The following is a 25,473-nucleotide window of genomic DNA, read 5'->3' as shown; positions in this document are numbered from 1 at the left end:
CTCAAATTTTTTTGAGTATGTTCCTTTTTAAAATTAAGATAAAAAATGACCGAATTGTTGCAGCAGTTGGGAAACGATGGTAGAGACGTGAGGGTCAACATCTGTTTGTAGGCGTTGGAGAATCCGATTGACTTGTGCTTGATTCCCCACATCAATATGTTCTTCTCGTAAAACGTCAATAACCCCTTCCGCTTGCTGTTGATTAAGCGGAATTTGGTATTGAGAACTAAGTTGCATTAATTCCGCTGCGGTTAATGAGTTTACTTTTTGGTTTACAAGTTGTTGCATAATTGAATTCATCCAAGCACCCCTTTGTATCATAATAAATATAGGAATAGCAGATTTTGACCATTCTTTTAAATATATGTTCGATTAGTAAAAATGTGCGAAAAAAAAAGGAGATTTCCTAGTTCTTCTAGAATAGATAATAGACATGAGTTGGATGAATGTTTATAGGACAATCAGAAGTTACCTCTATATCTAAGTAGAGAAAGTTCTACTTCAATCTTTAGAACTTGATCATGCAAAGAAGGAGAGGGGCAGAATGAAGAAGTACTATTTAGACAAAATCGCCCCTAAAGGGAGAAATCATATGTACACTCAATCAAACACTACAACTCCTCAAGGCAAGGAGAAGGATGAACCTTTGCTTGGTGCACAATCAGCCACTGATACGAGGAATTATATTGATGAAATTGGTATCCCTTATATTAGGGTTAATCATTATACAGATATCGTCGATTGGAATTATGTATTTATCGAATTAACGGATATGCGTCCGACTTATTTAAATGGTTCATCTCTTGAAGAATTAGCTACTCACGATGAATTGTTGTCTTTGTCCTATCACCTAGTTGCAAAAGTTCATGAGACTAACAAGGGTACTGAGGCTGACTTTGAAGAAGGTGATATGCTTGTACGAGTGCGCGCCTTAACCCCTTGTGAAAATGGGGATGTGTATGTTGTTTTTGAAAATCGATCCTTACAAAAGCAATTTGAAAACCTGTTAACATTCCATCATCAAATGGAAGCTGTTTCTCATATTGCAGCGGGAGTTGCTCATGAATTGCGTAACCCTCTCTCGGTTATCAAAGGATTCATGCAATTAGCCAAATTAACAGGAGATCATGAGAAGTATTATGATACGGTCATTTCAGAATTAAACCGAATGAATAATATTATTGAAGACTTCTTATCAGTTTCCCGTAAGAAAATTGATCGCAAACAACAATCTCCAGTACATATTATGGAGTCTTTGATTGAAATTATTAAAGCGGAATGTTTATTGCATGATGTGAATTTAACCCTTGAAATAAGCGAGGTAGATCAAGTAGTATATGTGAACGAATCGATGGTTAAACAAGTTATGCTTAATTTACTGCGAAATTCAATTGAAGCCTACGGTGGCTCTAATACTTCGCGTAAATTTAAAATTGAAAGCTACCCCTGTGAGAACGTTTATAAAGTAATCATCACCGATAATGGAAAAGGAATGCCGAAACACGTATTAGAGCAACTGGGTAAACCTTTTTTTACAACAAAAGAAAGTGGAACAGGGATCGGAATTCCTTTGTGTAAAAAAATCATCGAGGATCATGGTGGCGAGTTCACCATTGAAAGTGAATTAAACGTGGGTACGACTGTTACTTTAACCTTACCCTTTACTTCTTATAATCAATGAGCTTTCCATACAAATATGGAAGGCTCATTTTGGTTATATCTGAAGCAGTTAAACCTAGGAGTTTACAACAGTCGAAATTGTCTCTATAATTGTACTTAGGAATAAAAGTTTCCCTAAGTAAACTTTTATTCCTGAAACTAATTTGCACATTTAGGCGATTTTGACCATACACTAAGAAGAGAATAAGCTAACAGGATTATGTTTAATGGAATTGGGGGTTACAAATTATGAGTGATGTCATAGAAGTGAGTCAGTTATCTGTCTATTACGAAGATAATGAAGCAATAAAAGATATTAGCTTCAAGGCAAAAGAAGGTCAATTGATTGGCGTTGTTGGTCCAAATGGGGCAGGCAAATCAACTTTAATGAAAGCTATTTTGGGGCTTGAAAAATATAAAGGGACGATTTCGGTTTTAGGGAAAAAAGTAAAAGAAGTCCGTAAACAAATCTCCTATGTGCCTCAGCGCAGCCAAATTGATTGGGACTTCCCAGTTCTGGTGCAAGATGTAGTTATGATGGGGCGAGCAACGCATATAGCATGGTATAAGCGTCCTAGCAGCATCGATAAAGAGGTTGTGACTGCTTGCTTAAAGAAAGTGGGTATGCTTAATTTTGCGAAACGTCAAATAGGAGAGTTGTCAGGAGGCCAACAGCAGCGTGTGTTTATTGCACGAGCATTGGCACAAGAGGCAAATGTCTTTTTTCTAGACGAACCATTCGTAGGAATTGATGTGACCTCAGAAGAAATCATTATTGGACTTTTAAGAGAATTAAAAGCAGAAAATAAAACCATCTTTGTCGTCCATCATGATCTGAGCAAGGTTCAAGATTATTTTGATCAGCTCCTTTTAATCAATAAAGAGTTGATTCAATTTGGCTCCGTTGATCAAGTTTACACACCAGAGATCCTTCAAAAAACATATAAAGGTGGGCTTGCATTATTTGGCTCAAATGAAGAGCAAATGGTGGTGACACCGCAATGACAAATATTTCTTTCTTTATTGACCAAGTGATGCGCTACTCTTACTTACAACAAGCATTATTCGCAGCTATCCTTGTTGGGATTATTTGCGGCGTAATCGGTTGCTTTATCATTTTAAGGGGGATGGCATTGATGGGGGATGCAATCTCTCATGCCGTCTTACCAGGTGTAGTTGTGTCTTATATGATTGGAGTTAACTTCTTTTTTGGAGCCGTATTGACAGGTGTTTTGACGGCATTAGCAATTGGATATGTCTCGCAAAATAGTCGGATCAAGGATGATTCAGCTATAGGGATCTTATTTACAGCAGCCTTCGCTTTAGGAATAGTGATGATTACTGGTCTAAGGGGAACGGGTGTAGATCTGTGGCATATCTTGTTTGGAAATGTATTAGCTGTATCACGTGTTGATTTATGGATAACAGCAGGAATTGGCTTTTTTGTCATCCTTCTAATCATTATTTTTTATCGACCATTATTAATCAGTACTTTTGATCCGATAATGGCAAAAGCCACAGGTATTCCTGTTCATTTAATACATTATTTACTCATGCTCTTGTTATCTCTTGTAACGGTTGCTTCATTAAAGTCTGTTGGGATTGTTTTAGTAGTAGCCATGTTAATCACTCCTGGTGCAACTGCGTACTTATTAACAGATCGACTACCAGTTATGTTAAGTCTATCAGCACTGTTTGGCGTTATTTCTGCTGTGGTAGGCATTTATTTCTCTGTTCTCTATGATGTAGCGAGTGGAGCGTCGATCGTTTTAGCCGCATCCGTGTTGTTTGGTTTAGCCTTTTTCTTTGCGCCAAAACAAGGAGTTATTACTAAAAAATTCCGGCAAAGGAAATATAGACATATCAAAAGCGCTTCTTGATCTGCTCCGAAAAACACCCTTCTATTGTGGAATGGGTGTTTTTTCTTTTTTAAAAGATTGCTAAATGATCCCAAAGAATCAGTAATCATTTCCTTCTCTTCTAATTTCTTTCCTATTAAAATACTGAAAAAACGAGGATGACAGACGAAAACAGTGTTATCTGTATGAAAAGAATGTTCTCTGATTCGCAGAACCCGATTAAAGGGACGACACTAGAGGAGATCACCTGTCACTCATGTTGTTTTGTTTAATGGATTTCTGTAGGATTATAAGCACTGAAACAAACGTAGCATGTATATTTGATCAAATACATTCACAAAGAGGAGTACTTACACGATGAAAAAACATTTATTTTGGATGATCGCTGTACTAACTCTTGCTATAGGCGTAGGATATTTTTTCTACCAGACGATTCAGCTGCAGGAAACAGTTAAAGAATCAGAGGAAACAATTGATGAGCTGCAAACAGCTCATGAAGTAAAAGAAATGGAATTGTACTATGCCGAGCAAGATGGAGATATAGAAAGAGAAACTGGATACGATTCTTGGATGAGATCTGTACAATTAGCAGATGATCTTTATGAAGATAGTGAAGGAAGGTTCAAAAAAGAGTGGGGGGTCTTCCTAGGGGAAGTAGCAGAACAACATGATATAGATCCACTGATCGTTTATGAACTTCTTCGTACAGAAACTGGAGGGAAGTTTGACCCTACATTGGTTGGACCAGAAACACGTTATGGACATGCATATGGCATGGCGCAGTTTATGAAAAATACAGCACCATGGATTGCAGATAAAGCAGGGTTGGATTATGCAGATGATCTATTGTATGATCCCATTTATTCGATTGAATTAGCTATCGAATATTTAGGGTTTTTGCATGATCGTTATGATGATTGGGATCATGCACTAACAGCCTATCACCGTGGGATGTACGGACTTGAGAAATATATCGAAGAAAACGGTGATGCCGCTAGCTGGTATGCCGTAGAAATTCAAGAAAATGCAGAAGCACTTGAAGGCTTTGCATATTTGAATAAAGAGTAATGTGGGAAGCAGTGAAACCGGATATGGTTTCGCTGCTTTTTTGTCATGAGAGGATGGAGCAAACGATCGACTTACAGTTGAAATTGAAGGATAAGATCAGATAGAGAAGAACTGCCTTTCAATTAAGGTTTTCTTCTCTATTTTCTCATCAATCATTCATCAAATGATTCTGCGTGCTTAAAGGATTGCTCATAAAACGTTAATTGTGATTGCACAGATGTTTCTGTATCTGCTTTTTTGACATAGTGATAAGTACCATCTGAGTCTTGTTCACGAGCTTTGGTGTTATCAAGAAGGGTAATATCCAAGATTTCTTTTATGCGTTTTTTTATGGAGGCGTTTAGAATAGGAAACAAAATTTCAATACGCTTTTCCATATTACGTGTCATCCAGTCAGCAGAAGAAAGGTAAACCTTTTTTTCTCCATTATGATGAAAATAGAAAATTCGACTATGTTCTAAAAAACGATCAACGATGCTTCTGACTCGGATGTTTTCACTAACTTTTTTAATGCCTGGTCGTAAGCAACAAATACCTCTTACGATCAGGTCGATTTTCACGCCAGCATTTGATGCTTCATATAACTTTAAAATAATCGGTTTATCCGTTAGAGAATTCATTTTTGCGATAATACGGCCATTGCCGTATTGCTGTTGATTCTTGATTTCTTGATCAATTAAATGTAGAAATTGGTCTCTTATTTCAAATGGAGCTGTAGAGAGATAGTGCCATGTCGGTTTTTCACGATAGCCACTTAGATAATTGAAAAAGTTTGTGGCATCAATACCCATTTTCTCATTACTCGTCAACAAGCCCATATCTGTATATTGCTTAGCAGTCGAGTCATTGTAGTTACCGGTACCTAGATGAACAAAGCGTTGCACTTCATGGTCCTGGTGCCTAACAACGAGGGTGATTTTGCTATGAGTCTTCAGAGAGGTGATACCATAAATGACATGGACGCCAGCCTTTTCAAGTTTCTTTGCCCATTGAATATTGTTTTCCTCATCAAAGCGAGCTTTTAATTCAACTAATACTGTCACTTGCTTTCCGTTTTCAGCAGCTCTTTCTAGGGCTTGTATGATCGGGGAATCACCACTGACCCGATAGAGCGTCTGCTTGATCGCCAAGACATCTGGGTCATCAGCTGCCTGAGAGATGAAGTCAACGACTGGCTGGAAGGACTCATATGGATGGTGCAAAAAAATATCCTTTTTCGAAATGGCATCAAAAATATTCTCCTCGCCAATCAAATCGAAAGGAGGTTGAGGAATCAGGTTTTCATTTGCTAAGTGCTCATGATCATTGGCAAGTTGCCTGTAAAATTTAAATAAAAAGGAAAGGTCTAGAGGACCTTGAAAGGAGTAGACATCCCCTTTGTGAATCTCGAGCACATCAAGCAATAACCTCAAAACAGTAGGGTTCATTGTCCCTTCTTGCATTTCAAGTCGAACCCCAGCTCCCCATTTGCGTTTTTTTAATTCTTTTTCAATTTCACGCAATAGATCACGTGCCCCTTCTTCGTGAATAGTCATATCGGCATTTCTGGTTATTCGAAAGGGGGATACGGATACGACATCATAACCAAGAAATAATTCACCAATAAAATGACTAATGACTTCCTCAAGCATAGTAAAAGCTTCTTTCTTATTTGAAGAAGGTAAGCTAATGAAGCGATTGAGCACGGAAGGTACTTGAACAATGGCTAATTGATTTTTTTGGTTCAATTCATTTTTTAATAATACAGCTAAATTCAAACTTTTATTTAAAAGCATTGGAAAAGGCCGATACGCATCAATAGCCATTGGGGTCAGGACGGGATAAATATAATGATGAAATCGTTTTTTAAGATAGTGAAGTTGATCTTCGTTTAGCTCATTTATGGCTAAAAACTGAAATCCTTCATGGTAGAGCATTGGTACAAGAGTTTCTGTAAAGACACGGTCTTGAAGTGTAACGAGTCTGTGATTAACTTTAGCAATTTCTTTAAGCTGTTGCTTTGGGGTGAGTCCAGCTTTATTTTCAGGACGATTAAATCCAGCCTTAACTTGATCTTTTAACCCTGCAACGCGGACCATGAAAAATTCATCTAGATTCGAACTGAAGATCGCTAAAAACTTCAATCTCTCTAGTAATGGGTTCCTTTCATCAATTGCCTCTTCAAGTACTCGCTCGTTAAAAGCAAGCCAACTTAATTCTCGATTGTTGTAATGATGAGGATCATTAAAGCTTATGGGAGCTTGCTCGATAGACTCCTTTGACATGAGCGTCAACCTTTCTGTTCTATAGTAGAGAATAAGCATTTGGTAATCACAGGTATCCTTCTACATTTTATCAATACAATGTAAATATTATGTTAAGAATACTCGTTCTGACTCCAAGCAGAGATAAACTCTAGGTCAATTTCTAGGTTTGTGATGCGCTCAAGGTGTTTTTTGTGCTTTGTGGCATACTCCCTCTCAAACGAACAATCACTTTCAAAATGAAGGGGTAACGCAACTTTAGAACCGTTAAAGGTTGGTTCTCCTATGTGTTTTATTAAATGGCGACGCGTTTTATTTAAACTATATGCGAGCTTCATTAACGAACCTAAAAATTCATACCACTTTAGCTCTTTTTTCGAGATTACATCCTTATATGGTTTAGCGAGCCCCACTAACTGTGACTTTGATTTAAAGGATGAAATGAAGGCAATCGCTAATCGTTCTTTGTGATTAAGCCCATCAATAGTCATATTCGTTAACAAATAAAACGTGTGGGTGCTACTTGATTCTTTGTTAATAAATTCTCCAATGTACAAAACCTTGGTGCTATAGCGAAGCAATGTCAAAGCCTCGTCACTATCTGAAATTGGTGCATACTCTTTAAAATGTTGATAGAGCGTGCTGACAAGCTTCGTTACATAATTAACATGACTTAACTGGATGTCAAAATTATGACTGAGTTGATGAAAGCTTTCTTCAATAACGACTGGAAACCGATTTGTTTCCATTGGTCGTAGCATTTCTTCATATAAAATACCGTCACGAAGGCCCCGACGACTTAAAATAAAGCTTTCTGCTTCGACATATTGCACAAGAGATGAAATGACAAGAGCTGCAGGTACAATGATGTCTGCTCGGTCTTTAGACAATCCATCAATTGCGTGACGATCCTCTAATGATGTACTGGAGAGAGACTCATACAAATGTTTCAGTTCGGTTTGTGACATTTCATATTGGTGAAGACCACCTAGTGGGTATTCCACTTTTTGTTGATGAATAAGGGCTAGGTTTCTTGCACTGCCACCAATGCCTATTACATTCATAGGTTTAACTTCTTTTATCCATGGAAGTTGGTGAAATTGATTTATGATAAAGTCATGCATCGTGGCAAGCTCTTGTTCGGTAGCGTCACTACCACTAATAAAAGTCGACTGCAGGGTGACTGCCCCAAAGGGGAAACTGTGAAAATGTTTTAATTCTCTATTTTTGAAATAGGTCACTTCCGTACTTCCTCCTCCAATATCAATGGTAAAGCCATCTTTAATGGAAGTAGAATTCACTACAGCTAAATACCCGTAATAAGCTTCCTCGTAATCAGTAAGAACTCGTATTTTAATTCCTAACATATCTTCAATCATCTTAATAATGTCTTGTTGGTTTTTTGATTGACGTAAAGCAGCAGTACCTACTGCGGCAATTTGAGCAACCTCGTGGAAGTTCATCATCTCTTTAAAGCGAACAAGTGTCTCAATTAAGACATTTACACCTTTCTCTGTTAATTCCTTATCTTGATTCAGATGCTTGCTTAAACGAGCGACATTTTTGACGTTATGTAATTCTTTGAAGCGACCTTGGGAATCAAGTTCAGTGATAACAAGGCGAATAGAGTTAGATCCTATATCGATAATGGCAAAACGTTGATTATTCATGGATAGACATCCTCTCTTATATATAGAAGGTAAGCATTAAGGAAATGTAGGTATGGTCTGAATTTTTCTCATTATATCAAATCCGCATCTACCTAAGCTAAAAGGGTGGACAGATCACGAATTTGCTTTATAATGAGTAAAGATTGTTTATAAATCGGAATGGTTCTGACTATTTATATGAATGCATATGGATAAACTTATATATAAACGAATGAATCGCCTAAGAGGGGGGATATGAGTGGTAACAACACTTAAAAAAACAGATACGGTCGTTGAGATCAAAAATGTTTCTTTTCGTTATGGTAACCGGAATGTATTAGAAGGTATTACGCTTCCAATTGAAAAAGGCGCCTTTCTAGGTTTAGTGGGTCCAAACGGATCAGGAAAATCTACGTTAATCAAAACAATATTAGGATTAAAAAAACCACAAAATGGAGAAGTTTACTTATTTGGTGAGCGAGTTGATAAATTTAAAAGCTGGGATAAGATCGGATTTGTTTCGCAAAAAGCAAACAGTTTTAATTCGGGTTTTCCTGCAACTGTATTTGAAGTTGTTTCAATGGGGTTATACGGGAAAGTAGGGCTCTTTCGTTTTTTAAATCGTAAACATAAAGAAAAAGTACGTCAAGCTATTGCCAGTGTGGCAATGACGGAATACATCCATCAAAATATTGGAGAGCTCTCGGGGGGACAGCAACAGCGTGTCTTTATAGCTCGAGCACTCGTAAGTGATCCAGAATTATTAATTCTTGACGAACCGACTGTTGGGGTCGATGCAAAAAGCGTGAAATCCTTTTACGATATGTTAAGTAATTTAAATCGGGATAAAGGGATTACACTTTTAATGGTGACTCATGATATCGGGGCTATGACAGATCATGTGACAAATGTAGCCTGCTTAAATAAGCATCTGCATTTTCACGGCAATCCAAAAGAGTTTGAAGAGAATCAAGATCTATCAGCCATTTATGGTCATGATGTTCATCTTCTCACTCATAATCATAGTCACGGGGGGCATTAAGCGATGCTTGAAGCTTTTTTTCGCTATGAATTTTTACAGAACGCTTTTTATGCCGGAATCATGATTGGGCTGTTGGCACCGATGTTAGGTGTCTTTTTGGTTGTAAGAAGACTTTCTCTTATCGCTGATGCTCTTTCGCATATTACATTATCTGGTATAGCTGCAAGTTTACTTTTAGGTAAGCATTTCGCATTCTTTCAAGGGTTGAACCCTCTTTATATGGGAATGGTTTTTTCTGTTGGAGGGGCGTTATTAATCGAACAGTTACGAAGTGTGTATCAATATTATAAAGAAATTGCGATTCCAATTATTTTATCTGCGGGAATAGGTCTTGGTGTTGTATTTATTTCACTGGCCGATGGATTTAATAATGATCTATTTAACTATTTATTTGGAAGTGTTATTGCTGTAACACGTTCAGATCTTTGGACAATTATAGGTGTTACTGTGATGGTTCTCATTGTTCTAATCATGTTTTATAAAGAATTATTTTTCCTTTCCTTTGATGAGGAACAAGCAGTAGTATCTGGACTGAATCGTAAAATCGTGCACTTTATTTTCATCGTTATGGTGGCTCTAGTGATTGCAGCTTCGATGAGAATTGTTGGGATTTTACTGGTGTCCTCACTGATGACCCTTCCAGTAGCAGCTGCAATGCGGTTTGCTCGTGGATTTAAACAAATGTTTGTCTATTCGATTCTCTTTGGTGAAATTTCTGTTATTGGAGGGTTGATTGCTGCTTATCAATTAGATTTAGCTCCTGGTGGAACAATTGTGATACTTGCTGTATTTATCTTAATCGTATCAATTTTTATTGATAAGCTTAAAGGTGGACTATCCTTTACGTGGAAAAGAACAAAACAAACACCGGCAGAGTAAGGGTGCTAGAGCATTGTTGAATGGTCAGCTTAGAGGTATAATAGGTACGATATAAAAGGTAGTGGTGAACATGCAAGACTTATTGATGAATTTAACGTTTATTGAACGCGGTGTAGTTGCTGGAGTGATTATTGCCCTTATTTGTCCAGTGGTTGGGGCATTTTTACTCGTGCGTCGCGTCTCGATTATTTCAGAATCTCTATCCCATATTACTCTTACAGGAATATCAGCTGGAGTGCTATTAGGATCCACGACTATTTGGTTTACCGATATCAATCCAATGTATGCTGGACTTGCTTTTGCAGTTGCGGGTTCACTTTTAATCGAGAAATTACGAGATATATACAAACACTTTCAAGAATTAGCGATACCAATCATTTTATCTGCTGGAGTCGGTTTAAGTGCGATTTTTATGAGTCTTTCCAAGTCAGGTTATACTGAATGGTATATGTATCTATTCGGTAGTATTGTGAGTGTAACAAGGGATGATCTGGTCTTTATCATCATTACCGCCATTGTCGTATTGATAATGGTTGTCCTATTCTATAAAGAGTTCATTTCGATTTCCTTCGACCAAGAATATGCCACCGTTTCAGGGATTTCCGTTCGACTCATGAATCAAATCTTTGCCGTGTTAGTTGCATTTGTGATTGCCATGTCCATGAAAGTGGTTGGGATTCTTCTTGTTGGAGCAATGGTTGTTTTACCGGTAGCAACGAGCATCCATGTTGCTAAAAGCTTTAAGCAAGTCGTGGGGTATGGAGTTGGATTTGCTCAACTGGCGATGTTAAGTGGGATTTATTTTTCCTATCAGTTCAGTATTGCGACTGGAGGAATGATCGTAGTAATGGGCTTGCTTCAGTTAATAGTGGTTATGATGACAAAGAAAGTTGTATTAAAGTGGCAAGGGAGGGATATACGTGAACATTGATCAAGCAATGACGGCTTTGAAAGATAAAGGTTACAAGCATACGGACAAGCGTGCAGACATGCTTCGCTTATTTTCAGATGAGAAACGGTATTTGTCAGCAAAAGATGTACTTGAGCACCTTCAAGATGATTATCCAGGACTTAGCTTTGATACAATCTACCGTAATCTTTCGCTGTTTACTGAGCTTAAAATTCTAGAGGCCACGGAGTTAGAAGGAGAAAAACGCTATCGATTTAGTTGTTCAACTACTGAGCATCACCATCACCTTATTTGTCTCGAATGTGGGAAAACAAAGCATATTCACAGCTGCCCAATGGATTCTCTTGATTCTATTTACCCTGATTTTGAAGTGACAGGCCATAAGTTTGAAATTTATGGTAAGTGTCAAGAGTGCAAAGCCTAATTTAAATAAGGTCAAGATGATTCAACCTGCAAATTCTACTCCTGTTGCAGGTTTTTTTATTGGTTAGACCACCAACTACTGACAGGTGTGAGGGAAGAAAATGATCACATCCTAATGATAGGAGGGGATGACGATGGCAAATCCTGTTGTAAAATGCAACGTTGCAAACTGTACGTTTTGGGGTGAAGGAAACCGATGTCAGGCTGATTCGATTTTAGTGGAAATCGATAGTCACGCAGAACGCAACTATCATATGGAAACTGGGGAAGAGCCATATGAGGATGCCCTGCATCGTGATGCTGCTAAAAAGAGCGCAGAAACCTGTTGCCATACCTTCCGTGAGAAAGAATAGCTAAAAAAAGAAGGCGAAACATTCATGTTTCGCCTTCTTTGTCGTGGGGCTTCATTATTTTTCTGCCACTTCAAGCATCCATTGGTCGACCCATTCCTTAGCTTCTTGCCAAGTGTAGGCACGGATAACATTATCAGGTGCTGAGAGTCGGTTGTATGGTGTATCCATTAAAATAACAGGAATCTTGAATTCCTCTGCAATCATCACTGCATTATCGTGTTTATCTTCAAAGAAAATATCTAATTGATGCTCACGAACAGCTTCAAGCTTATCGTGTTTACCAACAAGCTCAATATGATCAAAAGGCACTTGGTTCGTTTCAAACCAGCTTTTGGTAATATGATTGAGATGCTTTCTTCTGGCTGTAATGTAAATCAAGTCATGTTGCTTGGACCAATTGTGTAAGATCGATTCCGCATATGGTGCTAATTTTGCTTCTGTATAAATAGTACCTTCATGCTTGGTCATCCATTCCCAAAATTCCTGTTCTGAGATATTGAGAATGGATGTTAAATCATACTGGGTTAAATCATCGAGTGTGAGCGACTGGTTAAAATGTTTATTTAAATGTGGGACAAATGTATTAGGGTCAGTTACAGTACCATCAATGTCCAACCCAAAACGTTTCTTAGCTGACATACCTTTCACCTCTTAAAAATCATTGTTTGACCTATGTAGTTAATCTACCCTTACCTTACACGAAATAAAGGAGATAATCTAGGTCATTTCCTGCACTTGTAAAGATTAACTCCTATATTTTTACCGTATGGCGTCATACTATTACTGCTCCCACAAAATTTGAAAGTGAGGGATTCGTATGGCAGATGATAAGCATCCAAAAGATGAACCCATTCGCTTGTTGGATGAGGATGATCGTTCTTTAACGCTTGTTAACAACCACGTTGAAGGACGAGATGATGACCGTGACCTCTCACTAGCTTTATCGAAAGAGGAAGCAGAGGCAGAAAGTCACGTAGAGGTAGAAGAGGAGCCCGTTAATACGGAATATCCACTTCAACCAAGTTTCCAAGAAGAAAACGCAGCTGAATATGCAGCAATAAATGGAATGGCTGGAGCACGTCCGTTTGATGAGAATCAAACCGTTGAAGCCTCTGAAAGAGAGGAAACAGCCATGAGCAATGAAGGCGACGTCACGGCTGGGCGTGGTGTTGGAACATTTGCGATTGTTCTTTCCATTTTGTCGTTATTCTTCTTACCAGTATTGCTTGGAGCAGCTGGGATTGTTATTGGTTTTGTATCACGTCGCATTGGCTCTACAACGCTTGGTAATTGGGCGATTGGGATCGGGGCCGTGTCGATTTTAATGACCGTCTTTTTCTCGCCATTCTTTTAAGGGTGGTGGTGAGTGTGGGAGCGCGGAGTAGGGTTGTTTCACTCCATAAAAAAGAAAGCATAAGCCTTGTGGCTTATGCTTTTTCTAATTGACGTTGTGCTTCAAAATATTCCTCAGCAATTTTGTCAATCTCACGCTTTAATTCTTCAACCATTGTTTCTTCAGGTACTTTGCGGACAATTTCGCCTTTCATGAAGAGTAAACCTTCACCTCTAGCACCAGCGATACCGATATCTGCTTCACGTGCTTCACCAGGTCCGTTTACTGCACAACCAAGAACAGCTACTTTAATTGGTGCTTTAATCGTTGAGATGTAGTCTTCAACTTCATTAGCAATGCTAATCAAGTCAATTTCAATCCGTCCACAAGTTGGACAAGAAATTAAGGTTGCTGCATTAGCGGCAAGACCAAATGACTTAAGAAGTTCCCGAGCTACTTTTATTTCCTCTACAGGATCTGCACTTAATGAAATACGAACCGTGTTACCAATTCCCATGTTTAAGATTGCACCAAGCCCTGCAGCACTTTTAATCGTGCCTGCAAATAAAGTACCTGATTCGGTAATTCCTAAATGAAGGGGGTAATCAAAGGCTTTTGCTGCCTTTTCATACGCTTCAATTGCCAAGTTTACATCCGATGCCTTCATTGACACAATAATGTCATGAAAATCAAGATCTTCTAAGATCTTAATGTGATGAAGAGCACTTTCAACCATTCCATCTGCAGTTGGATAGCCATACTTTTCTAAAATACGCTTTTCAAGTGAACCTGCATTTACACCAATTCGAATAGGAATGCCTTTCGCTTTTGCTGCTTTTACAACAGCTTCTACTTTTTCACGGCGACCAATATTACCAGGGTTGATACGGATCTTATCAGCGCCACCTTCAATTGCTTTTAAAGCTAATTTGTAGTCAAAATGAATATCTACAACAAGCGGAATTGAAATTTGTGCTTTAATATCAGCAATCGCTTCAGCTGCACGCATATCAGGGCATGCAACACGAACAATTTGACAGCCGGCTTCTTCAAGTCGTTTAATTTCAGCAACAGTTGCTTCGACATCATGTGTTTTCGTTGTTGTCATACTTTGTACAACTACTTCATCATTTCCACCAATCGTCAAATTACCGACCTTAACGGGACGAGTTTTTGTACGATGTGTTAATTCGGTCATTGACCAATCGCTCCTTTTATAACAAAAATGGTGATCCACTTTTGTCTAGTCTCTGATGAGATACGTATTCATTCTATCAATCATGGTTTCAATTTGGCAAGAAGAAAGTCATTGATTGGCGTAATAAGGAAATTTATACGTTTCTCCGATCTGAATCATTTCCGGCTCTAACCCTTGATTAAGCTCCTTAAAATCAAAGATTACTTCTTGAATCGAAGCAGGAAAGGGGACGATTCCTTCGTGCAAATGTTCTACAATTGATAAAACGGTATAACCAGGCTCTACCATCACTTCTACATAGGGCTCAGTGATCTCTGACGTGGTTTCTTCTATATCACTTGTCATAAAAGTATCAGTATGTGTTACTTCCTCTACAGGCTGAGTGGAGGTCGATTCTAGGCCGTTGGGTAAAGTACCTATCGTAAGATCATAATAAACACTATAAAGGATAATAAGTACAAGTAAACCAAGTCCGATCCGTTTCATGCTTGTCCCTCCCAATTAGAGTGCTTACACTCCTTCTTAAAGTAAGTGTATGTTTCTTTTGGGAAAGTATGACAAGCATGTGAACAATTTTTCATTACATAAAACAAAGGAAAGTGAATAAAATGAATCAGATTTCTGCTCGTCCATCTATTTTGTTACTTGTTGTAGGATTATTACCGATCGTTATGGTGCTTGGTAATTCAATGTTTATTCCTATCCTTCCATTTATGCAAGTGGAATTGGGGATAACGACTGCACAAGCAGGTCTAATATTAACGATCTTCTCAATACCGTCTGCTCTTTTTATTCCGGTAAGTGGGGTTTTAAGTGATGCCTATGGTAGAAGGAAGGTCGTAATGGCCTCTTTAGTCGTGGTGATGATCGGTTGTATACTCTCGGCCTTTGGAGCAGTGTATCAGTTGTTTGGATGGGTGCTTGTCGGTCGATTTATTCAGGGGATTGGTGCTGGTGGAGTAACACCGATTGCTATGGTTTTAGCTGCAGATTTGTTTTCGTCTGAAAAAAGAAATCAAGCACTAGCTTCCATTGAGAGCTTCAATGGCATTGGAAAAGTAGTCAGCCCTATTATTGGTGGGTTGATATTAATGGGTGTATGGTATTACAGTTTTGTTGTATATTTCGCGGTAGTCTTATTTGCTTATATCGGTTTTTATTTATTCATCCCAAAAACGAAACGAGCGAATGTAAAGAGAGAGAGAGCACCATTAAAAGAGAGTGTAGCTTTGTTGAAAAAGGAACGAGAAACGTTGCTTCCGATCTTTACAGCAAGTGGGGTTGGTATGTTTTTGTTGTTTGGATTTTTATTTTTACTATCCTACGAATGGGAACAGGGAGTGGATAGTAATGGCTTGGTAAAAGGATTTATTTTAGCAACACCTTTACTCGTTTTAACAGTAACTTCGTTAGTGGTGGGCAAGTACGGGTTGAAAAATAGCGATCAAACGAAAAGAAGTATTATATGGGGGTTACTATTCGTAACCGGAAGTGTGGCAGGCTTTATATTTTCAAGTCTATTTATCGCCGATTTATTATTAATTAGTATGCTCGCTTTAGGGTTAGGATTTTTACTGCCAGGCTGCAGTGCGTGTGTAGCCTTGGTCGTCACACCTCAAGTTAAAGGAATGGTGTTCTCTATTTATTCAATGATTCGTTTTCTAGGAGTAGCATGTGGTCCTTACTTTTTTGGCCTTTGGATGGTAGATCGAGAGCAATTAGTGTTTAACGTACTACTTTTAGCTGGTTTGACATGTGTGGTTTTACTATGGAATTGGACCTGTTTACCAATTGGGAAACGATGTGAAATCCATCAAACTTCATGAGATTGATAAGGAAATAAGTCTAAAGTCCCTTTTCTTTTTACTGTAAAAATTGTTTCCTAATGAGTAGAGCATTCGTTATATAGTGGAATGCCATTGACTGTTTGTATGGTCAAAAAAAAGGAGTCGATTAGATTGAAACACACTTGGAAGAAGTTATTGTCGCTTGTACTTGTGGTCTCGCTAGTAGTACCAACCGTCCTTCCATCACTTGCTCTTGCTGATGCAGCACCAGGAGATGTGATCGTGACATTAGGAGAAAATTTATCTCCAGCAGAGCGTGAGAAGATCCTAGCTGAGATGAACGAAACGGAAAATACAGAAATCATTACAGTTAGTAACCAAGAAGAAAGAGAATACTTGGGTGATTATATTAGTTCCTCTCAAATTGGAACACGTGCACTTTCCTCAACAAAAATTACATTAGCCGAAGAAGGATCAGGAATTAATGTAGAAACTAACAATATCACGTGGGTATCTGAGGGGATGTATGCCAACGCCCTTGTTACAGCAGGGGTTGAAGATGCAGATATTTATGTGACAGCACCATTTCCGGTTTCAGGTACAGCGGCACTTACAGGGTTAATTAAAGCTTACGAAATCGCAGCAGAAATTGAAATTCCAGAAGAGCAAAAGCAAGTAGCCAACGAAGAAATGGTTCGTACAGCAGAACTTGCGGAGTCTATCGGAGTGGAAGAAGCTACAGAGCTTATGAATCGCATTAAGGAAGAGATTGCGAATAACCCAGTGGAGTCAGAGGAGGACTTACGAGAATTAATCCGTCGCGTTGCAGCTGAATTAGGAATTGAACTAACCGAACAAGAATTAGATGGTCTTGTATCTTTATTTATGCGAATGAAAAACTTAAATATTGATTGGAACCAAGTGCAAGATCAAATTTCAAAAGTACGAGATAATTTAGGTGACTTTTTAGCGCGTGAGGATACTCAATCATTTATTAGCAAAATATTAGACGTTATAAATCAATTAATTGAAGCAATTAAAGGTTTCTTTACTTCTGAAGCGTAAGAGAGGGATGATCCCTCTCTTTTTTCTTTGAATTCTTTTACACAGGTCGACAAGTTGTAGTACGATGTATGTAGGCAGGGAGTACGTTTGGGGGTTCTGTCTCTTTTTTAACAGTTTTCTTTTCTTGTACTTTCGTTTTCGGCTTTCTCAATATTATCACCCCCTCTTACCAGTAGGGTGAACTTAAAACTGTACTTTTTATTCATTTTTAAAAAATCTGCAACAATTTCTTCATTCATTCGTATATACATAAAAAGAGGAGGGACGAACATATGGAGTGGCTTGATTCAGCAACAATAGGATTTTTTGTTGTGTTTTTAGGGACACTTTTCTTATTCGGGGAGCTACTGGTTCGAATGAGAGGGTTATTTGCGGTCTTAGGTGTCGCTATTATGGCTATGTATTTCTCGTACCATCTAGCAGGAGATGTTGGATTTTGGGTAGTAATTCTTTATGTGTTAGGGTTAGTCCTTATTATCGTTGATGGCAAAGTAATCACAGATGGAACCGTGGCTTTGTTAGGGGTATTATTAATGATTACAGGCCTTGCTCTACCGGCTCCAGATTTAATTTATGGCATTCTAGTTTCAATGGGATTTTTAGTTGGTGGTTTTAGTTCTGGATTATTCTTGAAAGTATTTCCATCTAGAGATTTATGGGCGCGTTTGACGTTAAAAGATCGACTAACTGGAGATATGGGGTACAATTCCCTAAGAGAAGACTATCGCGAATTAGTCGGAAAAGAAGGGATCACACTAAGTGCATTCCGTCCAACTGGAACGGTGGAGATTGAAGATAAGCATTATAGTGCTACCAGTGGCGGTCAATGGCTTGAGGCAAATATGAAAGTTAAAGTCATTGATGTCGATGGCACCCGCATAGTCGTAAAGCGTATGAATGATCAAAAAACAAGCGAGTAAGCCTATTACGGCTTCTCGCTTGTTTTTCTTTTTGGGATAGGGATCGAAAAAAGCGCGTACAGTACCATCGCAAGGGTGGCAATAAGTAATAGATAGGCTGGAATACTAGCTATTAGTACATCGACCCAAGCAAAAGCGATGACAGGCATTGTCATGGCGTAGGCCGTGATAAGCCACATATGTCGATATTGAATGTTTTTTCGTTTGCCTCTAAATAATAAGCCGACATAGGCAAAGATTGTTACCCCTAAAAAACCCACTCCCAACAATCCGCTATAGATGAGTAAGGAAACAATCAGCAATAATAAAGGGAGGAACCCTTTCACATCCCCAATACGATCGGTTAGCTCTTCATCTGTTACTTCTTGTAAGCCAATTAGGGCATATGATACCGAGTGAGTGGCTCCGTAACGAAACAATAGCGCCTCTTCATGACGAAAAACAACGCCTTCCCCAAGCTCCGCTAAATTAGTACTCGATAATTCATTATGAGGATCTAATACAAATACTCCTTCATTTAATGAGTAATTTAAATAAGGCTCATTAAGGTCCGCCTTCAATTTCCCATCTTCTAATGAAAAAGAAGGGAGGTCCTTTTCTAAGCTTTCTTCTAATTGACTAATACTAGTTGTATAAGTCATCCAGAGTGAAAAAATAAACGGGATACAAGCGATAAAAATAACTGCTAATACATGAAAGATGGCTTTAGTAATCGGTTGAAATCTGCTATAAGCTAATACTTTTTTGTCATAAAAACTCTTATAAAAAAATTGGAATCCGTTCATAAATAATCTCCTCTCACACCACTCCATATTTTAACGAACCCTGCTACATTCAACAAGTTTCAAATCAGTGAACAGCTATAATTTTCGTTAGATTATGAAGTTCAGAAAAAAAATCAAAATTCATATTTACAAAACGTTCATAAATGCTTAATAATAGACAGGGTGTCATTGTTGAGGTTTGTCGAAAGTCGAAAGATTAAATAAGACTGACTTTCTAAATGAGGGGATGAGATTAAGTGGATTTACAGACACTTTTGTTCATGTTTTTTGGAGGCCTTGGAATTTTCCTTTTCGGTATTAAATTCATGGGGGACGGTCTTCAAAAAGTAGCAGGGGAGAGACTGCGCGACTTATTGGACAAGTTTACTACGAACCCTGTTATGGGTGTTTTTGCTGGTTTGTTTGTAACTGTGTTACTACAAACAAGTACCGGAACGACTGTTTTAACGATTGGCCTTGTAAATGCTGGATTTATGACATTAAAACAAGCAATCGGCGTCATTATGGGTGCCAATATTGGAACGACGGTAACAGCGTTCATTATTGGAATTAAAATCTCAGCCTATGCTCTACCAATTATCGCAGTTGGGGCAGCTTTAATTTTCTTTATTAAGCAAAAGAAAGTAAACAACTACGGCCAGGTTATCTTTGGATTTGGTGCGTTGTTTTACGGGCTTGATTTAATGGGAGAAGGATTAAAGCCGTTACGTGATCTTCAAGCTTTTGCAGATTTAACGGTGCAAATGGCAGATAACCCATTGCTTGGGGTATTAATCGGTACAATTTTTACTGTATCTGTTCAAAGCTCAAGTGCATCAATTGGGTTGTTACAACAACTGTACGATCAAGGTGCAATGACATTAGATGCAGCTCTGCCTGTATTATTTGGTGATAACATTGGGACAACGATTACAGCCATTCTAGCTGCTATTGGGGCGTCTGTTGCAGCAAAACGCGCAGCGTTAACGCATGTTATTTTTAACTTGATTGGTACCATTATCGTTTTGATTGTTTTACCTTTCTTCTTAAGCCTGGTGAGCTTCTTGGCACTAGAATTAGGATTAAACCGACCAATGACGATAGCATTTGCTCATGGTATTTTTAACGTATCAAATACGTTGATTCAGTTACCATTTGTTGCATTACTTGCAATGATCGTGACAAAGCTTGTACCTGGTGATGAATACAACATCGAATACAAAGCAAAGCACTTAGATCCACGCTTTATCGGAAGATCACCTGCTATTGCACTTGGACAAGCGAAACAAGAAGTGCTACGCATGGCCGATTTTTCTGAGAAAGGGTTAATTGAAGTCAGTCAGTATTTAGAAAATGGACAAAAGCGTCACGCTGAAATGGCTACTCAATTTGAGAGTGCGATTAACAATCTAGATAGAAAAATTACAGAATACTTAATTCAAATCTCCTCTCGTTCGCTATCTGATCAGGATTCAAAAATGCATTCTATGCTGATGGATACCGTTCGTGACATTGAACGTATTGGTGACCATATAGAAAATATTGTGGAATTGAAAGATTATCAAAAAACACAAAAAGTCGTGATGTCTGATACGGCATTAAGTGATTTAAATGAAATGTTTGAATTGACTATTTCGACCTTACAAGAAGCGATTTCGTCACTAGACCTAGGTGATACGGATAAGGCTCGTTCTGTTCTTGAAAAAGAAGACCTTATTGATAAGATGGAGCGTAAACTACGTAAACAGCACATCCTACGTGTAAACGAAGGAAGATGCTCTGGTGGAGCTGGTATTGTCTTTGTTGATATTGTTAGTAACTTAGAGCGTATCGGTGATCACTCTGTAAATATTGCAGAAGCAGTGATAGGCGAAATTCGCTAATAATGGGGAAAGAGCAGTGAAATTCCTCACTGCTCTTTTTTTTAGTTCGTGCTATAATAGACAAGCAAGTAGGACAAAAAGAAAAAAATCCAAGAAACTAATAAAATTTTAGAAAATCTATTGACTTAATCGCAGTAGATTGGTAATATAATTCTTGTCTTTAATATTCCACAGTAGCTCAGTGGTAGAGCAATCGGCTGTTAACCGATCGGTCGTAGGTTCGAGTCCTACCTGTGGAGCCATACTTTGGCGGTGTAGCTCAGCTGGCTAGAGCGTACGGTTCATACCCGTGAGGTCGTGGGTTCGACTCCCTCCGCCGCTATCTTTTTAAGAATTACATCTTTACATCTTTACATATGGCGATTGTGGCGAAGTGGTTAACGCACCGGATTGTGATTCCGGCATTCGTGGGTTCGATTCCCATCAGTCGCCCCATATGAGGACCCTTAGCTCAGTTGGTTAGAGCACTCGGCTCATAACCGATCGGTCGTAGGTTCGAGTCCTACAGGGTCCACCATACTTTTTCTTTGCGGAGGAATACCCAAGTCCGGCTGAAGGGATCGGTCTTGAAAACCGACAGGCGGGTTAAACCGCGCGGGGGTTCGAATCCCTCTTCCTCCGCCATATTGAACTTAATGATTGAGTACATAAAAAAGGCAGCTGATATTTAGCTGCCTTTTTGTTATGTTAAAAAGATCCAAGTGACTAATCCGAGGGAAACACAGTAAACGGCAAAATAGCTAAGCTTAGCTTGTTGGACCATTGAAATGAGCCATTTGATTCCAATAAGAGCAAAGATAAAAGATGAGATAAAGGCAATCCATAATTCATTATTTATACCATGCGAAAATTGTCCGATAAGCTCAGGCAGTTTTAAGAGCGTAATTCCAGTGATGATTGGGATTGAAAGTAAAAAAGAATAACGTAATGCTGTTTCTTTACTTAAGCCGCACCATAATGCTGCAACGAGGGTACTACCTGCACGAGAGATACCTGGAATAACCGCGAGAGCTTGCCCTAGACCAATAAAGATCGCATGCTTCCACGTCATTTCACTTGGTCCACGCATCCCTTGTGAGACCCCGTGCTCAATTAAAATTAAAAAGATCCCTGTAATGATTAGAGCAGCCCCAATTGTCGCTGTATTGGTAATTGAATCAGCAAGCCATTCTTCAAGTAATTTTCCAACGATCATGGTAATAACAGTTGAAACAAGCATTAAGCTTACAAAACGAAAATGCCCCGCCTGGTTTACGTCTTTTTTAATAATGTATGAAAGGGAGCCCTTAACGAGGTTTAATAAATCCTCTCTAAAATATAAAAGCACAGCTAGAAGAGATGCTACATGTAAAAAAACTTCAAAAGTTAAATCGACATCGCCTGTATTTATGTGAAGTATCTTCTCAAAAATAACAAGATGAGCACTACTTGAGATCGGTAAAAATTCTGAGATCCCTTGTATAAAGCCAATGAACAACGCTTCTAACCAAGACATAATAGCCTCCTTTTAAACGAGTTAATTCATCATATGGGACAAGTGGAACTTTTATGAATCTCTCGTTTATTATCAGGCATGTAGGGTATCGTATAGATGTCACGGTATTTGTGATTCAACAAGTCTTTTTTATTGCAAGAAAGTGAAGATTTTGGTAATGTAGGAGACGGACAGACTTAGGAAACATTCTTGTTGATTAAGTCTTTGGCCTTTTGGGGAAAGAACGTCCCAAGTTACAATTGTATTCATTATAAGGAGGAGATTTTGAAATGGCTTACGAATTACCACAATTACCTTACGCAGCAAATGCTCTAGAACCTCATATTGATGAGCAAACAATGAATATCCACCACGGGAAGCATCACAACACTTACGTAACAAAGCTTAACGCAGCTCTTGAAGGACATGATGACCTTCAAGGTAAAAGCATTGAAGAGCTTGTAAGTAACCTTGATGCAGTACCTGAAGACATTCGTGGTGCAGTACGTAACAACGGTGGCGGACATGCTAACCACACATTCTTCTGGCAAATCCTTTGCCCGAATGGTGGAGGCACACCAACTGGCGAATTAGCGAATGCAATCAACGAAGAATTCGGTAGCTTTGAAGCATTCAAAGAAAAGTTTGCAGATGCAGGTGCTAGCCGTTTTGGATCTGGTTGGGCATGGTTAATCGTTGATGGCGGAAAACTTGCTATTACAAGTACTCCAAACCAAGATACTCCACTAATGGAAGGTAAAACACCAATTCTAGGACTTGACGTATGGGAGCATGCATACTACCTTAACTATCAAAACCGTCGCCCTGATTACATTAACGCATTCTGGAATGTAGTTAAATGGGACGAAGTGGCAAAGCGTTACGAAGAAGCTAAATAATGTTTCAAAAAGCAAAGCCCCAGTGGCTTTGCTTTTTATTTTGTAGGGGTGGGAGGGGGAGAGGGTTAGGTTCGCACATATTATCAGTAATTCGCACATATAACAGGCCTTCGCACATATAAACCGTTTTTCGCTCCTAAAATTAAAAATCCGCCCATAAATCAATCAATGCTGCACATATATGAACATTTACGCACATAAGACATGGAAATACGTACATAACACCATTTTAGCTATACAAGCCATATCCGCTTTTATCTTATCTAGATCTAGCTTCAATGGATACTCGATCAAGGTTCCTTCCGTCCGTTAAACGAGGTCAAAAGCCGACCTCTTATTAACGGCCATCCAGGACTTGTCGTTCGTAAACAGCCATTTCCGCTTTTATCTGCATAACGGATTTTTGTTAAGACACACTACTGAGTAAGGTGGTGGAGTCGGTGAAGAAGTCCGTAATTCAGAAATTGATCGGCGATATAGAGGTTACAAGGGATTTGGTCCTTCTTCTCACAATAGGAGGATTGTATGCACTGAGTATTGCGCTATCAAACACGTTCGTGAACGTCTATTTGTGGAAGCAATCAGGGGAATTTATTGACTTAGCTCTCTACAATCTAACAGCCGTTATTTTTCAGCCTTTGACGTTTATTTTAGCGGGGAGATGGGCTAAGAAAATTGACCGGGTGATCGTGCTGCGGCTTGGGGTTATCTCGTTATCTGGTTTTTATACAACAGTTTTATTATTAGGAGATGTAGCAAACCATTACTTAATTATTCTAGGGGCTTTACTTGGAATTGGATTTGGTTTTTATTGGTTAGCTTTTAATGTATTAACGTTTGAAATTACTGAGCCAGAAACACGTGATTTCTTCAATGGATTTCTTGGCCTCCTAACATCATTTGCTGGGATGATTGGACCGATTGTCTCTGGTTATATTATTACGAGAATGGAGAAATTTACGGGGTACTCGGTCATCTTTGGGATTTCATTAAGCCTGTTTGTTGTGGCTGTTTTAATGAGCTTTTTATTAAAACGACGAGCAGCAGAAGGGAAATTCTTCTTTAGAAGAATTTTAGCTGAGCGAAAGAAGAATCCGAATTGGAGGCATATCTTACATGCTAATTTCTTTCAAGGATTGCGTGAAGGTACGTTTATATTTGTCATTGTGGTCTGGGTATATATCGTAACGGGTAGCGAGCTGGCGATTGGAACCTATGGATTAATAGCTTCTGCTGTCCAATTTATTGCCTATTATGCTGCTACGCGCCTGATTAAGCCAAGCTTTAGGAAGAAATCAATTTTAATTGGGGGATCGATTTTGTATGCAGCTATCTACCTAATCGTCTTTGATTTATCTTTTGCGAAATTGATCATGTATGGAGTAGTAATTTCGATTGCTTATCCAATGTTATTAGTTCCATATATTTCACTTACGTATGATGTGATCGGAAAAGGGTGGAAGGCAGCAGAGATGAGAATTGAATACATCGTCGTACGTGAAGTGTTTTTAAATAGTGGTCGGATTGTATCGGTCCTAACATTCATTGTAGCGATCCTTTTGTTCCCTGAGGAAAAGAGCATACCTGTTGTATTAATGATTCTTGGTATTGGCCATTTCCTTATTTATTTCTTCGTGCGACATGTACGTTTTTCAAAACCAAATGGGGGAGAAAGTTACAGTTTTGCACGTCAGAAAAATGGCGATGGAGGCAGCACAGGTGGGACAACAGTTTAATGTGTCGACATCGTGAATTGATATTCAATTCTTTTGACAAGCTACTTCATTATGATATAATGAGTTTAACTTAAAAAACAGATTGCCTGCCGTGTTAGTGAGCTTCTTATTGTTTCGAACCTTGTGTTTTAAAAGGGAGTTCTACATCGAAATGGTAACAGCAAGCCAGCTTGTTCTGGACGCTGAAACTATTTCTGCGAACACCCACCTACTGAAGTAGGTTCATGAAACAACTGAAGCAACGGCATACGCGGGTATATATTTTAAAGTGAGAATTAGACACCTACTTAGGTGTCTATTGTCATGTATACACATAAGTTATGAGGGGA

General features: G+C 38.7%; 24 protein-coding genes, 5 tRNA genes and 1 other RNA gene. 22 read left to right on the top strand and 8 right to left on the bottom strand.

Annotated elements, in window-relative coordinates; all coding sequences use genetic code 11:
* Positions 1-33: 33 nt before the first annotated feature.
* Positions 34-300 carry a DUF2624 domain-containing protein gene (locus tag AB3N04_RS03730; RefSeq protein ID WP_368504783.1) on the bottom strand — a complete coding sequence of 89 codons (267 nt, stop codon included), beginning with the start codon at positions 298-300 and terminating at the stop codon, positions 34-36.
* 244 nt (positions 301-544) lie between these two features.
* Here AB3N04_RS03730 and AB3N04_RS03725 point away from each other — a divergent pair, with 244 nt between their 5' ends.
* The 4 genes from AB3N04_RS03725 (at position 545) to AB3N04_RS03710 (ending at position 4,586) form a co-directional block, all read left to right on the top strand.
* Positions 545-1,681, top strand: coding sequence for a nitrogen regulation protein NR(II) (locus AB3N04_RS03725; protein ID WP_368504782.1), 1,137 nt, complete (start codon positions 545-547; stop codon positions 1,679-1,681).
* A 227-nt stretch (positions 1,682-1,908) separates the two neighbouring features.
* On the top strand, positions 1,909-2,664 hold the full coding sequence (locus AB3N04_RS03720; RefSeq protein WP_368504781.1) for a metal ABC transporter ATP-binding protein: 756 nt from the start codon (positions 1,909-1,911) through the stop codon (positions 2,662-2,664).
* A complete protein-coding gene (locus AB3N04_RS03715; RefSeq protein ID WP_368504780.1) occupies positions 2,661-3,539 on the top strand; it encodes a metal ABC transporter permease in 879 nt (292 codons plus the stop codon). The genes AB3N04_RS03720 and AB3N04_RS03715 overlap by 4 nt, the downstream gene beginning before the upstream one ends.
* 336 nt (positions 3,540-3,875) lie before the next feature.
* A complete protein-coding gene (locus tag AB3N04_RS03710) occupies positions 3,876-4,586 on the top strand; it encodes a lytic transglycosylase domain-containing protein (RefSeq protein WP_368504779.1) in 711 nt (236 codons plus the stop codon).
* A 152-nt stretch (positions 4,587-4,738) separates the two neighbouring features.
* Here AB3N04_RS03710 and AB3N04_RS03705 read toward each other — a convergent pair whose 3' ends face one another.
* Together AB3N04_RS03705 and ppx are read right to left on the bottom strand one after the other, a co-directional pair.
* Positions 4,739-6,850, bottom strand: a complete 2,112-nt coding sequence (locus tag AB3N04_RS03705) for an RNA degradosome polyphosphate kinase (protein ID WP_368504778.1) — start codon at positions 6,848-6,850, stop codon at positions 4,739-4,741.
* Positions 6,851-6,942: 92 nt separating this feature from the next.
* Entirely contained in the window at positions 6,943-8,499 is a 1,557-nt protein-coding gene (gene ppx, locus AB3N04_RS03700) for an exopolyphosphatase (protein ID WP_368504777.1), read from the bottom strand.
* Positions 8,500-8,737: 238 nt separating this feature from the next.
* Here ppx and AB3N04_RS03695 point away from each other — a divergent pair, with 238 nt between their 5' ends.
* The 5 genes from AB3N04_RS03695 (at position 8,738) to AB3N04_RS03675 (ending at position 12,085) form a co-directional block, all read left to right on the top strand.
* Positions 8,738-9,520 carry a metal ABC transporter ATP-binding protein gene (locus tag AB3N04_RS03695; RefSeq protein ID WP_368504776.1) on the top strand — a complete coding sequence of 261 codons (783 nt, stop codon included), beginning with the start codon at positions 8,738-8,740 and terminating at the stop codon, positions 9,518-9,520.
* 3 nt (positions 9,521-9,523) lie between these two features.
* Positions 9,524-10,399 carry a metal ABC transporter permease gene (locus AB3N04_RS03690; protein ID WP_368504775.1) on the top strand — a complete coding sequence of 292 codons (876 nt, stop codon included), beginning with the start codon at positions 9,524-9,526 and terminating at the stop codon, positions 10,397-10,399.
* Positions 10,400-10,469: 70 nt separating this feature from the next.
* Positions 10,470-11,330, top strand: a complete 861-nt coding sequence (locus AB3N04_RS03685) for a metal ABC transporter permease (protein ID WP_368504774.1) — start codon at positions 10,470-10,472, stop codon at positions 11,328-11,330.
* Complete coding sequence (locus AB3N04_RS03680) at positions 11,320-11,733, top strand: Fur family transcriptional regulator (protein ID WP_368504773.1); 414 nt, start codon at positions 11,320-11,322, stop codon at positions 11,731-11,733. Before AB3N04_RS03685 ends, AB3N04_RS03680 begins: the two co-directional genes overlap by 11 nt.
* 133 nt (positions 11,734-11,866) lie before the next feature.
* Positions 11,867-12,085 carry a DUF1540 domain-containing protein gene (locus AB3N04_RS03675; RefSeq protein ID WP_368504772.1) on the top strand — a complete coding sequence of 73 codons (219 nt, stop codon included), beginning with the start codon at positions 11,867-11,869 and terminating at the stop codon, positions 12,083-12,085.
* A gap of 54 nt (positions 12,086-12,139) precedes the next feature.
* On the opposite strand, the gene AB3N04_RS03670 is transcribed toward AB3N04_RS03675, so the two are convergent.
* Positions 12,140-12,724: a hypothetical protein gene (locus tag AB3N04_RS03670; RefSeq protein WP_368504771.1), complete on the bottom strand. Its 585-nt coding sequence runs from the start codon at positions 12,722-12,724 to the stop codon at positions 12,140-12,142.
* Between the two features lie 178 nt (positions 12,725-12,902).
* Between AB3N04_RS03670 and AB3N04_RS03665 the strand changes: the two genes are divergently transcribed.
* Positions 12,903-13,439 (top strand): DUF4190 domain-containing protein, encoded by a 537-nt coding sequence (locus AB3N04_RS03665; protein WP_368504770.1) that lies wholly within the window; start codon positions 12,903-12,905, stop codon positions 13,437-13,439.
* A 73-nt stretch (positions 13,440-13,512) separates the two neighbouring features.
* Here AB3N04_RS03665 and ispG read toward each other — a convergent pair whose 3' ends face one another.
* Both ispG and AB3N04_RS03655 read right to left on the bottom strand, forming a co-directional pair.
* Complete coding sequence (gene ispG, locus AB3N04_RS03660; protein WP_368504769.1) at positions 13,513-14,616, bottom strand: flavodoxin-dependent (E)-4-hydroxy-3-methylbut-2-enyl-diphosphate synthase; 1,104 nt, start codon at positions 14,614-14,616, stop codon at positions 13,513-13,515.
* A 108-nt stretch (positions 14,617-14,724) separates the two neighbouring features.
* Positions 14,725-15,102: a hypothetical protein gene (locus tag AB3N04_RS03655; protein WP_368504768.1), complete on the bottom strand. Its 378-nt coding sequence runs from the start codon at positions 15,100-15,102 to the stop codon at positions 14,725-14,727.
* 122 nt (positions 15,103-15,224) lie between these two features.
* On the opposite strand from AB3N04_RS03655, the gene AB3N04_RS03650 reads away from it, so the two are divergent.
* The 3 genes from AB3N04_RS03650 (at position 15,225) to AB3N04_RS03640 (ending at position 18,388) form a co-directional block, all read left to right on the top strand.
* Complete coding sequence (locus AB3N04_RS03650) at positions 15,225-16,442, top strand: MFS transporter (RefSeq protein ID WP_368504767.1); 1,218 nt, start codon at positions 15,225-15,227, stop codon at positions 16,440-16,442.
* 132 nt (positions 16,443-16,574) lie between these two features.
* Positions 16,575-17,468 (top strand): DUF1002 domain-containing protein, encoded by an 894-nt coding sequence (locus AB3N04_RS03645; protein ID WP_368504766.1) that lies wholly within the window; start codon positions 16,575-16,577, stop codon positions 17,466-17,468.
* Positions 17,469-17,740: 272 nt separating this feature from the next.
* Positions 17,741-18,388 carry an NfeD family protein gene (locus AB3N04_RS03640; RefSeq protein WP_368504765.1) on the top strand — a complete coding sequence of 216 codons (648 nt, stop codon included), beginning with the start codon at positions 17,741-17,743 and terminating at the stop codon, positions 18,386-18,388.
* 5 nt (positions 18,389-18,393) lie between these two features.
* Here the strand turns inward: AB3N04_RS03640 and AB3N04_RS03635 are convergent, their stop codons facing one another.
* A complete protein-coding gene (locus AB3N04_RS03635; RefSeq protein ID WP_368504764.1) occupies positions 18,394-19,173 on the bottom strand; it encodes a DUF1189 domain-containing protein in 780 nt (259 codons plus the stop codon).
* Between the two features lie 236 nt (positions 19,174-19,409).
* On the opposite strand from AB3N04_RS03635, the gene AB3N04_RS03630 reads away from it, so the two are divergent.
* The 6 genes from AB3N04_RS03630 to AB3N04_RS03605 all read left to right on the top strand — a co-directional run bounded on the left by AB3N04_RS03630 (position 19,410) and on the right by AB3N04_RS03605 (position 21,659).
* Positions 19,410-21,035, top strand: a complete 1,626-nt coding sequence (locus tag AB3N04_RS03630; protein ID WP_368504763.1) for a Na/Pi cotransporter family protein — start codon at positions 19,410-19,412, stop codon at positions 21,033-21,035.
* 167 nt (positions 21,036-21,202) lie between these two features.
* Positions 21,203-21,277 (top strand) — tRNA-Asn (locus AB3N04_RS03625).
* 6 nt (positions 21,278-21,283) lie between these two features.
* Positions 21,284-21,357 (top strand) — tRNA-Met (locus tag AB3N04_RS03620).
* A 37-nt stretch (positions 21,358-21,394) separates the two neighbouring features.
* Positions 21,395-21,470, top strand: a tRNA-His gene (locus AB3N04_RS03615).
* Positions 21,471-21,475: 5 nt separating this feature from the next.
* Positions 21,476-21,552, top strand: a tRNA-Ile gene (locus tag AB3N04_RS03610).
* A 14-nt stretch (positions 21,553-21,566) separates the two neighbouring features.
* A tRNA-Ser gene (locus AB3N04_RS03605) sits at positions 21,567-21,659 on the top strand.
* A gap of 58 nt (positions 21,660-21,717) precedes the next feature.
* On the opposite strand, the gene uppP is transcribed toward AB3N04_RS03605, so the two are convergent.
* Positions 21,718-22,530, bottom strand: coding sequence for an undecaprenyl-diphosphatase UppP (gene uppP / locus AB3N04_RS03600; RefSeq protein ID WP_368504762.1), 813 nt, complete (start codon positions 22,528-22,530; stop codon positions 21,718-21,720).
* A 269-nt stretch (positions 22,531-22,799) separates the two neighbouring features.
* On the opposite strand from uppP, the gene AB3N04_RS03595 reads away from it, so the two are divergent.
* From AB3N04_RS03595 to ssrS, 3 genes are all read left to right on the top strand, one after another.
* On the top strand, positions 22,800-23,408 hold the full coding sequence (locus AB3N04_RS03595) for a superoxide dismutase (protein WP_317120490.1): 609 nt from the start codon (positions 22,800-22,802) through the stop codon (positions 23,406-23,408).
* A gap of 440 nt (positions 23,409-23,848) precedes the next feature.
* Positions 23,849-25,144, top strand: coding sequence for an MFS transporter (locus AB3N04_RS03590; RefSeq protein ID WP_368504761.1), 1,296 nt, complete (start codon positions 23,849-23,851; stop codon positions 25,142-25,144).
* An 80-nt stretch (positions 25,145-25,224) separates the two neighbouring features.
* Positions 25,225-25,405: non-coding RNA, 6S RNA (gene ssrS, locus AB3N04_RS03585), on the top strand.
* Positions 25,406-25,473 lie beyond the last annotated feature (68 nt).

The organism is Alkalihalophilus sp. As8PL (assembly GCF_040939795.1).
Classification (GTDB): domain Bacteria; phylum Bacillota; class Bacilli; order Bacillales; family Bacillaceae_D; genus Alkalihalophilus; species Alkalihalophilus lindianensis.
Note: the sequence above shows the minus strand (reverse complement) of the source record. Positions and strands in the feature narration are given on the sequence as shown.

What these genes read in the sequence shown, in the direction of transcription:
- AB3N04_RS03730 (WP_368504783.1), bottom strand. Translation starts at nt 300, where the DNA reads ATGAATTCAATTATGCAACAACTTGTAAACCAAAAAGTAAACTCATTA.
- AB3N04_RS03725 (WP_368504782.1), top strand. Translation starts at nt 545, where the DNA reads ATGAAGAAGTACTATTTAGACAAAATCGCCCCTAAAGGGAGAAATCAT.
- AB3N04_RS03720 (WP_368504781.1), top strand. Translation starts at nt 1,909, where the DNA reads ATGAGTGATGTCATAGAAGTGAGTCAGTTATCTGTCTATTACGAAGAT.
- AB3N04_RS03715 (WP_368504780.1), top strand. Translation starts at nt 2,661, where the DNA reads ATGACAAATATTTCTTTCTTTATTGACCAAGTGATGCGCTACTCTTAC.
- AB3N04_RS03710 (WP_368504779.1), top strand. Translation starts at nt 3,876, where the DNA reads ATGAAAAAACATTTATTTTGGATGATCGCTGTACTAACTCTTGCTATA.
- AB3N04_RS03705 (WP_368504778.1), bottom strand. Translation starts at nt 6,850, where the DNA reads ATGTCAAAGGAGTCTATCGAGCAAGCTCCCATAAGCTTTAATGATCCT.
- ppx (WP_368504777.1), bottom strand. Translation starts at nt 8,499, where the DNA reads ATGAATAATCAACGTTTTGCCATTATCGATATAGGATCTAACTCTATT.
- AB3N04_RS03690 (WP_368504775.1), top strand. Translation starts at nt 9,524, where the DNA reads ATGCTTGAAGCTTTTTTTCGCTATGAATTTTTACAGAACGCTTTTTAT.
- AB3N04_RS03685 (WP_368504774.1), top strand. Translation starts at nt 10,470, where the DNA reads ATGCAAGACTTATTGATGAATTTAACGTTTATTGAACGCGGTGTAGTT.
- AB3N04_RS03675 (WP_368504772.1), top strand. Translation starts at nt 11,867, where the DNA reads ATGGCAAATCCTGTTGTAAAATGCAACGTTGCAAACTGTACGTTTTGG.
- AB3N04_RS03670 (WP_368504771.1), bottom strand. Translation starts at nt 12,724, where the DNA reads ATGTCAGCTAAGAAACGTTTTGGGTTGGACATTGATGGTACTGTAACT.
- AB3N04_RS03665 (WP_368504770.1), top strand. Translation starts at nt 12,903, where the DNA reads ATGGCAGATGATAAGCATCCAAAAGATGAACCCATTCGCTTGTTGGAT.
- ispG (WP_368504769.1), bottom strand. Translation starts at nt 14,616, where the DNA reads ATGACCGAATTAACACATCGTACAAAAACTCGTCCCGTTAAGGTCGGT.
- AB3N04_RS03655 (WP_368504768.1), bottom strand. Translation starts at nt 15,102, where the DNA reads ATGAAACGGATCGGACTTGGTTTACTTGTACTTATTATCCTTTATAGT.
- AB3N04_RS03650 (WP_368504767.1), top strand. Translation starts at nt 15,225, where the DNA reads ATGAATCAGATTTCTGCTCGTCCATCTATTTTGTTACTTGTTGTAGGA.
- AB3N04_RS03640 (WP_368504765.1), top strand. Translation starts at nt 17,741, where the DNA reads ATGGAGTGGCTTGATTCAGCAACAATAGGATTTTTTGTTGTGTTTTTA.
- AB3N04_RS03635 (WP_368504764.1), bottom strand. Translation starts at nt 19,173, where the DNA reads ATGAACGGATTCCAATTTTTTTATAAGAGTTTTTATGACAAAAAAGTA.
- uppP (WP_368504762.1), bottom strand. Translation starts at nt 22,530, where the DNA reads ATGTCTTGGTTAGAAGCGTTGTTCATTGGCTTTATACAAGGGATCTCA.
- AB3N04_RS03595 (WP_317120490.1), top strand. Translation starts at nt 22,800, where the DNA reads ATGGCTTACGAATTACCACAATTACCTTACGCAGCAAATGCTCTAGAA.